The organism is Desulfobaculum senezii, from assembly GCF_054657395.1.
Map to the genome: position 1 here is coordinate 125234 of NZ_BAAHYU010000001.1, position 12183 is coordinate 137416.

General features: G+C 61.4%; 12 protein-coding genes. 8 read left to right on the forward strand and 4 right to left on the reverse strand.

Annotation, left to right across the window (positions count from 1 at the left end; genetic code table 11):
- Window positions 1–13 precede the first annotated feature (13 nt).
- Window positions 14–1183, forward strand: a complete 1170-nt coding sequence (locus ACYQ2T_RS00535; protein ID WP_459897597.1) for a glycosyltransferase — start codon at window positions 14–16, stop codon at window positions 1181–1183.
- Here ACYQ2T_RS00535 and hflX read toward each other — a convergent pair.
- The 3 genes from hflX to ACYQ2T_RS00550 all read right to left on the reverse strand — a co-directional run bounded on the left by hflX (window position 1113) and on the right by ACYQ2T_RS00550 (window position 4424).
- Complete coding sequence (gene hflX / locus ACYQ2T_RS00540; RefSeq protein WP_459897599.1) at window positions 1113–2759, reverse strand: GTPase HflX; 1647 nt, start codon at window positions 2757–2759, stop codon at window positions 1113–1115. The genes ACYQ2T_RS00535 and hflX overlap by 71 nt on opposite strands.
- A gap of 266 nt (window positions 2760–3025) precedes the next feature.
- Window positions 3026–3625 carry an IMP cyclohydrolase gene (locus ACYQ2T_RS00545; protein WP_459897601.1) on the reverse strand — a complete coding sequence of 200 codons (600 nt, stop codon included), beginning with the start codon at window positions 3623–3625 and terminating at the stop codon, window positions 3026–3028.
- A 235-nt stretch (window positions 3626–3860) separates the two neighbouring features.
- Window positions 3861–4424, reverse strand: coding sequence for a tetratricopeptide repeat protein (locus tag ACYQ2T_RS00550; protein WP_404846105.1), 564 nt, complete (start codon window positions 4422–4424; stop codon window positions 3861–3863).
- Between the two features lie 350 nt (window positions 4425–4774).
- On the opposite strand from ACYQ2T_RS00550, the gene flgB reads away from it, so the two are divergent.
- From flgB to ACYQ2T_RS00585, 7 genes are read left to right on the forward strand one after another with little or no spacing between them, the layout of a single operon-like run.
- On the forward strand, window positions 4775–5185 hold the full coding sequence (flgB, locus tag ACYQ2T_RS00555; RefSeq protein ID WP_459897603.1) for a flagellar basal body rod protein FlgB: 411 nt from the start codon (window positions 4775–4777) through the stop codon (window positions 5183–5185).
- A gap of 3 nt (window positions 5186–5188) precedes the next feature.
- A complete protein-coding gene (gene flgC, locus ACYQ2T_RS00560; protein WP_459897605.1) occupies window positions 5189–5629 on the forward strand; it encodes a flagellar basal body rod protein FlgC in 441 nt (146 codons plus the stop codon).
- An 18-nt stretch (window positions 5630–5647) separates the two neighbouring features.
- Window positions 5648–6085: a flagellar hook-basal body complex protein FliE gene (gene fliE / locus ACYQ2T_RS00565; protein ID WP_459897607.1), complete on the forward strand. Its 438-nt coding sequence runs from the start codon at window positions 5648–5650 to the stop codon at window positions 6083–6085.
- Window positions 6086–6122: 37 nt separating this feature from the next.
- A complete protein-coding gene (fliF, locus tag ACYQ2T_RS00570) occupies window positions 6123–7733 on the forward strand; it encodes a flagellar basal-body MS-ring/collar protein FliF (protein WP_459897609.1) in 1611 nt (536 codons plus the stop codon).
- Window positions 7733–8728, forward strand: coding sequence for a flagellar motor switch protein FliG (gene fliG, locus ACYQ2T_RS00575; RefSeq protein WP_404846100.1), 996 nt, complete (start codon window positions 7733–7735; stop codon window positions 8726–8728). Before fliF ends, fliG begins: the two co-directional genes overlap by 1 nt.
- Window positions 8715–9473 carry a FliH/SctL family protein gene (locus tag ACYQ2T_RS00580; protein WP_459897611.1) on the forward strand — a complete coding sequence of 253 codons (759 nt, stop codon included), beginning with the start codon at window positions 8715–8717 and terminating at the stop codon, window positions 9471–9473. The genes fliG and ACYQ2T_RS00580 overlap by 14 nt, the downstream gene beginning before the upstream one ends.
- Before the next feature lie 2 nt (window positions 9474–9475).
- The gene (locus tag ACYQ2T_RS00585) at window positions 9476–10786 is read left to right on the forward strand and encodes a FliI/YscN family ATPase (RefSeq protein WP_459897683.1); all 1311 of its coding nucleotides are present in this window, start codon (window positions 9476–9478) and stop codon (window positions 10784–10786) included.
- A 93-nt stretch (window positions 10787–10879) separates the two neighbouring features.
- Here ACYQ2T_RS00585 and ACYQ2T_RS00590 read toward each other — a convergent pair whose 3' ends face one another.
- The gene (locus ACYQ2T_RS00590; protein WP_459897527.1) at window positions 10880–12115 is read right to left on the reverse strand and encodes an ISL3 family transposase; all 1236 of its coding nucleotides are present in this window, start codon (window positions 12113–12115) and stop codon (window positions 10880–10882) included.
- Window positions 12116–12183: the final 68 nt, after the last annotated feature.

A 12183-nucleotide genomic window follows, 5' to 3' on the forward strand; every position in this document is an offset into this window, starting at 1 on the left:
AACGGGAGGCAGTGTGCGACTGGCCCATATATCGCTGAGTTTGGAATACTATCCCGGCATTGCCCGGCAACGCATGGACGAGGCCCGCGCGGCGCGGGCGCTGAGCGGTGACGAATGGGACGTGTACGTCGTGTCCCAGCACTGGGAGTATGGCCGGGACGGGGTGAACATCATCATGCCCGATGTGCCGCGCGCGCTCCTTGGGACCTTTCCCGGGCGCGGGGGGCGCATTTCGTTGTCCGGACGGGCGCTCACCCTCAATCTTGGTCCGGCGCGGGGGGCGTTCAACAGGGCGGTAGAGCGCCTTGCTCCGGAGTATGACGTGGTTGTGGCGCGGTATTATCCCGGCGAGATTGTCAGCACGCCCCTGCGTCACCGCGAGAACGTCATTTTTTTGCACCACACGCTGGCCGTGAATGAAATGGGACTGCGCGGGCGATTGCCCGCGTGCGTGGAGCGCGTCACCGGACCGCGCCGTCAGGCCGGAGCACTGGCCATAGCGGGAGTGACGCCGGAAATCGCGCAGGCCGAGGCGCGGCGGGCGGGCAACGTCCACTGGCTGGTGCATCCCAATGCCATAGAGGTTGACCGCTTTGCCCCAAGCGGCGGCGGCTATGTGGAGCGCGGCGGGCCGCTTCGCCTTGTGATGGTGGCCGGGGAGTTTCAGCCGTGGCACGGGCTGGATGTGATTTTGGAGCGCATGGCCAAGGCGCCTGCCGCACCGGCCTTTGAACTGCACATCGCCGGACAGATGGACAAGCGCCTGCGGGAGCGGGTGTTCGGACTGTCGCGCATTGCGTGGCACGGCGTGCTGGGGCGCAACGAGGTGGACCGCCTGCTGTCCACGGCGGACATTTGCCTTGGCAGTATGGCCATGCACCGGGTGGGGCTGACCCAAGGCTCGTCCATCAAGGTACGCGACGCCTTGGCGCGCGGCATTCCTGTGGCTGCGGGCTGTGCGGACCCGGCCCTGCCGGAGGACTATCCGTGGTACCACCGCCTTGGGGCGGACTGGCAGTGGGATGATGTGCTGGAGTTCGCGAGGCTTTCGCGGGATGTCCCCCGCGCCGAGGTGTCAGCCTCGGCGCGGGAGCATATTGATTATGTGCCGGTTATGCGCCGGTTTCTGGAAACGCTTCATCCGCTTCTGCATCGCTCGAAGGCGCATCGTCCTCAGGAGTGATGGGGTCCCAGTCCTGCGTGGTGGCCTCGCGCCAGCCGGGGAAGGCTTTGGCAAGCACCGCGCTGACAAGGGGGCGCAGGGAGGGCCGGTCCTGCGCGCAGGCCGGGATGGCGTCCGGGTACATATTGTGGGTGAGCATGCGCTGTTCGTCGTCCAGACTGTCCCACTTGTTCAGCACCAGAATGCGCGGAATGTCCGCAAGGTCCATGTCGCGCAGGATGTCTTCCACAGCGCCGATGTGGGTTTCCAGCTCGGGATGGCCTGCGTCGGCCACGTGCAGCAGCACGTCTGCGGCGTCCAGTTCCTCAAGGGTGGCGCGGAAGGCTTCCTTGAGTTCGTCGGGCAGTTCGCGGATGAATCCCACGGTGTCCGTGAGGATGATTTCCCGCTCCTCGGGGAAGCGCAGCCGGCGCGTGGTGGGGTCCAAGGTGGCAAAGAGCTTGTCCTCGGCCAGCACCTCACTGCGGGTGAGGGTGTTGAGCAGGGTGGACTTGCCCGCGTTAGTGTAGCCCACGAGGGCGATGACCGGCAGCCCGGCCTTGGCGCGGCGCATGCGCGTGGCCTTGCGGCGTTTGCGCAGGCCGGTGAGCTCCTTCTTGATGCGGGTTATGCGTTCGCGCACGCGGCGGCGGTCCAGTTCCAGCTTGGTTTCACCGGGGCCGCGTCCGCCAATGCCGCCCATCAAGCGGTCCAGCGCGCCGTTTTTGCCCACAAGCCGGGGCAGGGTGTACTGCAGCTGGGCCAGCTCCACCTGCAACTTGCCGGAGCGGGTGGTGGCGTGCTGGGCAAAAATATCCAGAATAAGCTGGGTGCGGTCCAGAATCTTGCGTTCCGTCACGTCGGCAAGGTTGCGCATCTGCGCCGGGGTTAGCACTTGGTCAAAGAGGATGACGCCCGCGTTTTCCTGCAGCGCGGTGACCTCCAGCTCCGCCAGCTTGCCCTTGCCGAGGATGGTTTTGGGGTTCAGGGCGCGCACGCGCTGAATCATGGTGCCGCCAACGTCCAGCCCGGCGGTGTCCGCAAGGTCGGCCAGCTCCGTGAGGGAGATTTCCTGCGCCGGACGCGGGGCTGTGGACACGCTGACAAGGATGGCCCTGTCGCGCTTGCCCGAGGCGTCGCCGCCGGTGGTCAGCACCGCGCCGGAGCGCGCCAACTCGTCCTCAAGGGCTTCCACCTGCGCCAGATAGTCGATGTGGTTTCGGTGGTAGGGCACAGGCCCCATGCGGCGGTAGCTTTTGCCCTCGTCATTGGGGGGCATAAGGGTGGCGTCGTACACATCCACGGGCCCGCCCATGTCGTCCACGGTCAGGGCGGTGATGGCATCAAGGCGCAGAAAGACCATGTCCATGAGGTCTTCCTCGGTGAGGCCTTCGCCCGCAAGGTGGGTGTGCACAAGGCGCAGGCCGCGCAGGCGCCCCGCGCCGCGGCGTGCCCCGGAAATGTCGGGGATATAGATGCCGCCGGGGTCGCCCACCAGCACCATAAACGGCTTGCCTTGCCTGTCGATGAGCAGGGCGATCTGGCGGCTGATGCCGCGTGAGAGGATGGCGAGTTCCCGCGCCTGATCTGGGGTCATGCCCCCGTCATTGGGGTAGCGGCGGGTATAGAGTCGGCTGATGGCCTTGATTTGACTGGGCTTGAGGCCTTGGGTGTTGCCCTGAACTTTTGCGGCTATGGTCTTGTCTCCCTTTCGCGGCCATAGGGCCGCGCGTGGTTTCCCCTTCTGTATACGTTGGCGCGGCGCGGCAGGCAAGGCGCGCCGCAGGGCCGCGCCAATAAAACGCCCCGGCGCAAGCATATGCTTGCGCCGGGGCGTTGTGGCGTCGTCATTATGGCGGCCCGCTAGGCGTCGCGGCCTTCAAGGTAGTCCGCAATCATACCGTCGTAGCGGTTGGTCTGGCGGAAGGTGGCGGCGGCCATATCCTTGCGCAGGGCAAGGGGGGCCTGCATGCCGTTTTCCGACAGGGCGGCGGTGATGCGCTCGTAGTGCTGGGGGCCGGGGGCCACAAGCACGGAGTGGAAGTTTTTGGCGCTGGCGCGCAGCATGCACGGCCCTCCGATGTCAATCTGCTCAATGGCGGCCTTGAGGTCCAGGCCCTGTTTGGCGGCTTCGGCAAAGTTGTAGAGATTGACGCAGATGAGGTCGAAGGGGGCGAGGTCGAGCTCGCCAAGGGTCTTCATGTGGTCGGGGTTGTCCTTGTCGGCGAGGATGCCGGCATGGATGTGGGGGTGCAGGGTCTTGACGCGGCCGTTCATGATTTCCGGAAAGCCGGTCACGTCGCTGACGGAGTGGACGGTGAGTCCTGCGTCCAGAAGCATCCGGCGCGTCCCGCCCGTGGAGAAAAGTTCGACGCCGTTGTCGGCAAGAAAACGTGCAAATTCAACCAGTCCCGTCTTGTCGGTCACGCTCAAAATGGCGCGACGGATTGGCACAAGCTCCATGTCGAATCCTCGCTGAAAGGGTTATCTGTTGGGGAGGCTGTGCCAGAAATTGTGGCGCGAGGCAAGGCAAGACGGCTCCGCCTCCCGCTGGCTGGGGTGCCTGGCACCCCAGCCCCAGCAGCTCTGGTCGGGGCTGGGGAACCAAGCGGGGAGGGGAGATTATAGTGTCATCGGAAAATGCCGGAAGGCGGGAGTTCGGGAGGGAACCAGAACGTCACGCGCGGCGGCTTTTCCGTTATGACCCAAGCTGGTCGAGAAGTTCGCGTGCGGCCTCGTGCGTGGGGTCGCCTTCCAGAATCTTCTCAAGGTGCGTCTTGGCCTCGTCATTGCGGCCAAGGCACGACAGGCAACCCGCCATGGAGTAGCGCACATCGTGCTTGTCGGCATCAATGGCAAGGTAGTTCTCCATGTGGGGCAGGGTTTCTTCAATGCGCTCCAGCGCATGGCCCAGCTGCACCAGCATGAAGATGGCGATGAGGTTCTCGGGGTTCTTTTCGAGGGCTTCGACAAAGTGGCCGAAGGCTTCGTCATTGCGTCCGAGCTCCATTTCCACAAGACCCATGCCGGCGAGGGACTTGTCGTCCGCAGCCACATCGGCGGCCTTGCGGTAGAGGGTCAGCGCCTTTTCAAGCTCGCCCTGCTGCACGGCGATGGTGGCCAGACCCAGATAGGGGTCGGGGTGCACGCCGTTGCAGGAGACGGCTTTGTCGTAATACTCGCGCGCCTTTTCGAGGTCGCCCATGAAGAGATAGCACTCTCCAAGTTCCTTGTTGATCTCGTAATCCAGATGGTTACTCATTGTTTTCCCCTCCACGTGGGACTCTGTAGGGTCAAAATTTTCCGGCACTAAACCATATGCAGATTTCGGGCCAGGTTGCCTGTCTTACGGTCCGGAACTTCGTGCCCGGTGCTTTTTTGTGTGCAACGCACATGCCAAAAAGCTGCGCTATCAGCCATGATTCTTTGACGCTTTTTTGATGCGGCACTGGGCGGTGGAGTGGCGAATCTTTGCACTTTTCCAATCATATCAGTGTGTTAATCGTATTGGCACATCCGTTGCTTTGGTCACAGTGCCTCAAGGTGTGCGGGGGGAGCCCTGCGCCGGGGTGCCGCATGCTGTATGCGGCGAAAATGTAGGAGGAACATGCAATGAAAAGCCTTTTCGGATCGCATCTGAACCTGACCGGAAAAGTCCTGGACATGCGGCTTATGCGTCAAAATGTCGTCATGAGCAATCTGGCGAACCTGACCACTCCGAACTACAAGGCCCGCCGCCTTGAATTCGAAGAGGACTTGCAGGCTGCTCTCGACCTCGACGCCAAGGGCAAAGTGACCAAGACGAAAAAGGACCATATCCCGCACGTTTTTGATGCCAATTCCTTTGGCCCCGATTTGGTGAAGAATCTGAAGCATCGCGTCATCCATGGCGAGGACAATGTGGACCTCGACAAGGAAATGGCGGTCATGGCCAAAAACACCCTGATGTACAACGCCCTGACCACCGTGATGAAGAAGAACTTCGAGGGCCTCAACAAAGTCATCTCTGGAGGAGGGCGATAAGTCATGGCGGATTTCATGACAGCACTGGACATCGCCGCATCCGGCCTGTCCACGGAACGCACCAGCATGAACGTCATCTCCATGAACCTGGCCAACGTCAAAACCACGCGCACGCCCGAGGGCGGCCCCTACCGCAGGCGCAGCGTGGTTCGCGCGTCCACCGATGTGGACTCGCCGTTTTCCAAGGTCATGCAGGACACCATGACGCGCGAACTGCAGGGCAGCCGTGTCCTCGGCATTGCCGAAGACTCCCGGCCCCTCAAGCGCGTCTTTGAACCCGGTCATCCCGATGCCGACGAGCAGGGCTACGTGTCCTACCCGGACATCAACGTCGTTGAGGAAATGACCCACATGCTCACCGCCACCAGAGCCTACGAGGCTGGCGTCACCTCCATCCAGTCGGTGAAGGGCATGTTTAACAAGGCCCTTGAAATCGGCCGCTAGCGCTAAGGGAGCAGAACAATGGTTGATATTCGCAGCGTTGGCCTGAGCGCCTACCGCAGTGCCATGCAGACAGGCAGCATTAACGGCCTGAATGCCACCCCGAACGTGGCCAAGACGGAAAAGAGTTCCTCCAGCTTTGCCACGGCCGTGGATACCGCCGTACGCAAGCAGCGGCTGGACGAGCCCATCACCGCCGCCCGTGCACAGGAGCTGGCCAAGCAGTTCATGGAAGTGGAAAAGCCGTTTTCTGAAACGGTGACGGAATCCCTGACCAAGGTGAACGAACTGCAGGCCGACAAAAAGGCCATGATTGAGGATTTTGCCTCCGGCCGCACCCAGAATGTGCACGAACTGATGATCTCCCTCCAGAAGGCCGGTGTCGCCATGCGGATGACCTCCGCCGTGCGCAACAAGGTCATGGAGGCCTATAAGCAACTGTCGCAGATGCACTTCTAGCGTCTGTTAGCCACACGTAATACTACGGAGCCGTTTCATGCCCTCCTTCGCCAATGACACACTTGAACGAGCCAAGTCTTTCTGGGGAAAGACGACCCTCTCACAGCGCGTGCTGGTCGCCGGTTTGGCCGGGATGGTGATCATCACCTTCTTTCTGCTCATTGTTTGGCTGAACCAGCCGGACTACCGGGTGCTCTACTCCAAGCTCTACGCCGAGGACGCATCCAATATCGTCCAGATGCTGCAAAAGCAGAACGTTGAGTACAAGCTGACCGACGATGGCACCACCATCATGGTGCCCGCAGACCAGGTCTATGACCTGCGCCTCAAGGTGGCTGGCGAGGGCAAGGTGCACGGGCAGGGCATCGGCTTCGAAATTTTCGACGAGGTCAAGGTCGGCCAGACCGACTTTGTCCAGCGCATCAACTATCAGCGCGCCCTGCAGGGCGAACTGGCGCGAACCATCACCGAGTTCCCGCAGGTGGAGCGCGCCCGCGTTCACCTTGTGCTGCCGCACAAGACCCTCTTCATTGAGGAGCAGAGCGATCCGTCGGCGTCCGTTGTCCTGAAGCTGAAGCAGGGCGAGAAGATGAAGCCCGAGGAAGTCACGGGCATCGTCAACCTTGTGTCCATGGCCGTTGAGGGCCTGTCCACGGACCGCATTACCGTGGCGGACACCAAGGGCGAAATCATCTACTCCCCCAAGGAATCCGAGGCGCTGTCCACCACGCAGCTGGAACAGAAAATGAGCGTGGAGCGCGCCCTTGAACTGCGCATTGAGCAGATGCTGTCTCCGCTGTACGGTCCCGGCCGCGTTATCGCCAAGGTCAACGCGGACCTCGACTTCAGCCGGACCACCACCCGCAAGGAAGAGTACGACCCCGACAGCGCCGTGGTGCGAAGCGAGCAACGCAGCGAAGAAACGCAGCAGGGCGCAGCCAACCTCAACGCCGGTGCCGATGAGCCGAACTTCCGCGGCGAAGGTCCGGGCGACGCCATCTCCAATCAGGAGGCCACCCGCGAGACCAGAACCACCAACTACGAGATCAACAAGGTCGAGCAGGAAATCGTTTCCCCCATCGGCGAGCTTGACCGTCTGAGTGTGGCGGTTATCGTGGACGGTGTGTATCAGGATGTCATGAACGCCGACGGCGAGCCCACGGGCGAGTTCAACTTCGTGCCCAGAACGCAGGAAGAACTGGACCGCATCCAGCAGCTTGTCTCCAACGCCGTTGGTCTGGACACCATCCGCGGCGACACCATCGAGGTCTCCAGCATCTCCTTTGGCGGCCCCGAGCAGGAAATCCGTCCCGACCTCGCCCAGCTGGTTCTGGAATACGTGCAGCGTCTGGGCAAGCCGTTCCTCAACGGTCTGCTGATCTTCCTCTTCCTTATCCTTGTGGTTCGTCCCGTGGTCATGGCCCTTATCCGGCCCAAGACCGAGGTGGAAGGCGTGGAAGGCATTGCCGGCCTGCCCGAAGGCGAGGGCCGCATCGCCCTCGTGGAAGGCGACGACGAAGAGAGCGACCTCGAAGCCGTGCGGAAGCTGGACGACATCAGAGCGCATGCCTTACAGCTGTCTGAACAGAACATGGATGGCGCAATGGCCATCATTAAGACATGGCTCAAAGAGGAGGCCACCGCATAATGAGTCTCACAGGAGCGCAGAAAACCGCCATCCTTATGCTTGCCATGGGTGAGAAGTTTACCGCCGAGGTGTTCAAGCGCCTCGAACGCGCAGACATCGCCCAGATATCCAAAGCAATGGTGGAGATGGAAACCATCCCCAAGGAGCAGGTGGAAGAAGTCCTGCGTGAATATCATCATCAGCTCATTCTCAATGCCGAGATGCTCATGGGCGGCGCAGATACCGTCAAGAAGCTCTTGACCCGCAACCTCGATTCCGAGACGGCCAAGTACATTCTCGACGCACTGGATCTGGACTCTGGCCCCGCGCCCTTCCGCGAACTGGAGAACGTCAGCCCGCGTATTCTGTCGCAGATTCTGCGCAACGAGCACCCGCAGACGCTGGCGCTCATACTCGGCCACCTGCATCCCGATCAGGCCGCAGACCTGTTGCAGGCTCTGCCCGCCGGTGTGCGTCCGGAAATCCTCATGCGTCTGGCACGGCTGGAAGCCGTGGCCGAGGAGATGCTTATGGAAGTGGACAAGGTGCTGCAAAGCCAGCTCATCGCCATGGGCGGCAAGGAAGGCAAAAAGGTTGGCGGCGTTCAGGCCGTTGCCGAAATCCTCAACGCCGTGGACCGCGCCACCGAGGAAGAGGTTCTCTCCGAAATCGAAGAGGAATCCTCCCAGATGGCCGAGGACATCAGAAACCTCATGTTCGTGTTCGAGGACATCAAGGGGCTGGACGACCGCTCCATCCGCGAACTGCTCAAGGAGGTCGCCAACGAGGACCTGACCAAGGCCCTCAAGGGTGCCACCGAGGAACTGCAGGAAAAGTTCTTCGGCAACCTCTCCGAACGTGCGGCAACAATGATCCGCGAAGACCTCGAAATTATGGGACCAGTCCGCCTCTCCGAGGTGGAGGGGGCCCAGCAGAATATCGTCAAGATTGTGCGGCGCCTCGAAACCGAAGGACGCATCATGATCGGCCGCGGAGGCGGAGATGTCTTTGTCTAAGCACAACGACAACGAAAATAAGGACGCAGGCCGCTCCGGCGGCCGCGTCATCGTTGGCGTGGGCGGGAAGGGCTTCTCCGAGGAGGAGCTCAATAAACTGCGCGGCAGTGAGCAGTCGCAGGGCTGGTCCCTGACGACCGAAGAGGAATACATGCGCCGCGTGCAGGAAAAAGCCACGGCCAAGGCGCAGGACATTCTCGCTCAGGCCATGCGCGAGGCGCAGGAGATTCGCGAAAAGGCCGCGCAGGAAGCCATGGAGGAAGCCGCCGCGAATTGTCAGGCCCAGCTTGATGCCGCCGTGCAGCAGACATCCGAGACCCTCGCCCGCGCCCTTGAAACCGTCGACCGCGACAGCCGCAAGATTTGGCAGAATCACCGTGAGGACATTGTCTCCCTCGTGCGCATTGCCGTGGAGCGTCTGCTGGCCGTGGAACTCGACCAGCGCCGCGAAGAGGTCATGGCCTCGCTGCTTGATCAAGCCCTCGACGCCATCGATACCCACGACGGCCTCGTCTTCCGCATCCGCCCCGAGGATGAGGAAATTCTGCAGGCGCTGCTGGACCAAGCGCGCTCCGCGCATCCCACGCTGGAACGGTGGGGCATCAAGCTCGACGAGTCCCTTGAACCCGGCGGCATGGTCCTCGAAAGCGAGGAAGGCATGGTGGACAACTCCATCGGCAGCCGCTGGGCCTCCGTAGAACCCATTTTTGCCCAGCTTGGCATCGACAACGGGGAATCCGAGTGAGTTTGAATCCGCAAGGCTGCATCAGCCTGCTCAGGGATACCAACCCCTGTCAGGTGTTTGGCAAGGTCAGCAAGGTCGTCGGCCTCATCGCCGAAGGGCGCGGCATCAAAGCGCCCCTCGGGGCCGTGTGCGAGCTGCTCCCCGAGGGCCGCTCCGACAAGGCCATCTACGCCGAGGTGGTGGGCTTTCGCGATGGCGCGTGTTTGTTCATGCCCTACGGCGAAATGCGGGGCATCCGCCCCGGCTCCCTCATCAAGAACACCTCAACGCCGCCGCTGTTTCCCGTCGGCAAGAATTTCCTTGGCCGCGCCATCGACGCCTTTGGTACGCCCCTCGACAACGGCGCGCCCATTGCCGCCTCCGGCTACTATCCCCTGTACGCCGAGCCGCTGAACCCCCTCGACAGGCCGCGCATTTGCGAGCCGCTGGACGTTGGCGTGCGCGCCATCAACGGCCTGCTCACCCTCGGCAAGGGCCAGCGTGTCGGCATCATGGCCGGGTCCGGCGTGGGCAAGTCCACCCTCATGGGCATGATGGCCCGCTACACCAAGGCCGATGTCAACGTTATCGCCCTCGTTGGCGAACGTGGCCGCGAGGTGCTTGAATTTATCGAAAAGGATCTTGGCCCCGAAGGCATGGCGCGCTCCGTGCTCGTGGTCGCCACGTCCGACAACAGTCCCCTTGTGCGCATGCGCGCCGCCTACGCGGCGTCCACCATCGCCGAGTATTTCCGTGACGACGGCAAGGACGTCCTCCTTATGATGGACTCCGTCACCCGCTTCGCCATGGCCGCCCGCGAAGTCGGCCTCGCCGCCGGAGAGCCGCCCACCACGCGCGGCTACACGCCCTCCGTTTTCGCCCAGCTGCCGCGGCTTCTGGAACGCGCCGGGCGTTCGTCCAAGGGCACCATCACCGGCATCTACACCGTTCTCGTCGACGGCGACGACTTCAACGAACCCGTGGCCGACGGTGTGCGTTCCATCCTCGACGGCCACATTGTGCTCACCCGCGACCTCGCCGACCAAGGCCACTATCCGGCCATCGACGTGCTCAAGAGCATCTCCCGACTGCGCAGTGACGTCACGCCAGACGCCGTGCAGCAGGCCGGGCAGGAATTCGTGCGCCATCTCGCCACCTACAACCGCGTTGAAGATATGGTGAACATCGGCGCCTACGCCAAAGGCTCCAACCCCGAAATCGACGCCGCCCTCGACCTCATCGGCCCACAGCGGGAATATCTGCAGCAGCAGGTCGGCGCAGGTGCGACCCTTGACGACAGCTTCAGCGCCCTGACGTCCCTCGTCGGGACGTAAGGGCGCCGCTGTGGTGACAAATGGAGTGCAGAATGCGCCCCGTGGTGGTTTCACCGCGGGGCTTTTTTGGGGGGGGCGGGGCTTTTTTTGGGTTCATCTCCCAATTCCGGGGAAGGCTGCTCTGATTTTGAGAAAGAAGTACTCGTCGTCGAGAAAGCCGTAGGCCATCCGTTTGATCACCTTGATCTTGTTGTTGATCCCTTCGAGTAGGCTGGTGTGTAGCGGATATCGGCAGTGTGAGATAATGCCCGAGATGTAGGGTTTGAGGCGCTTAGCGAATTTAATGAGCGGCTCGACTCGGCTTTGCATGGCGCGGCGGTACCAACCTTTCCAAAATCGCTTGGCAGCTTTGGAGTATCGGTAGTCCCAGAGTCGCTTCAAATCCTCCTTGAGGATATAAACCTTCATCAAATTTTTGTTGGCTCGAAGCAGGTCATAGAGCCGGATTCGATCTTCCTGTCGCATGAGATTCCGCCTGTTGCGCAGGAGCAGCCATCGTGAGCCTTTGACAACCTTACGGGCGTCTTTGTCATGATTGAGGCGATTGGCCTCATCGTTTCGGACGCGGTCGATTACTTCTCGGCCATACTTGGCAACGACATGAAATAGATCGTAGACGATCTCGGCTTTCGGGCATTGCGCCTTCACCTCGGCGGCATACGCACCGTTCATGTCCATTGCAACGGCCTCAATTCGGGCACAACCATCACGGCCAAGCAGTTCAAAGAATGGTCGGATGCTCTCCCGGCTGTTGCCTCTTCCTACCCACAGAACCCGCTTGGTGTAAGGCTCGACGATGATCGTGGCGTAGCGATGTCCTTTGCGGATGGCAAACTCATCCATTGCGACAACCTTGACGCCTTTCAAGTCAATGGGATTGAGTTTTTCCGCTAGGTACCGCTTGTCGATTGTCTTCACGGTCTTCCAGTTCAGGCCGTAGCATTCCGCGATGTGCTTAATGGGAAGTATGCGGCAGAGCCGAACAACGGACTCGGCCAGCCGCCTTGTGACACGCGAATACCTGTCGAGCCAAGGAAGCTGCTCCAGCTTTGGTCCACAGACGGGACAATGGACCCGACGCCGGATAACGAGCAAATGCGTTGCCGCGTCGAATACAGGCAAGTCACGAACCCAGCGTTCGACATAGTCGTGAACTGCGCAGACAAGCCTGCCGCACCCGCTGCATCTCATTCGCCTTCGCCTGATTGGAATCAACTCGATCCAGACTTCGGGGTGCTTCCGAGCTTCGCTGGCTTCAAGGCGCTGAACAGTTCCAACACGATACCCTTTCCAGTCTCCCAACAACCGGGTAATCTTGCCCTTGGACAACGGTGCCCTCCTTGTAGCTCTCGTCTGTTGTGCAACTGTCGAGATTACTGAGGGTTTCCGTTGTCCTC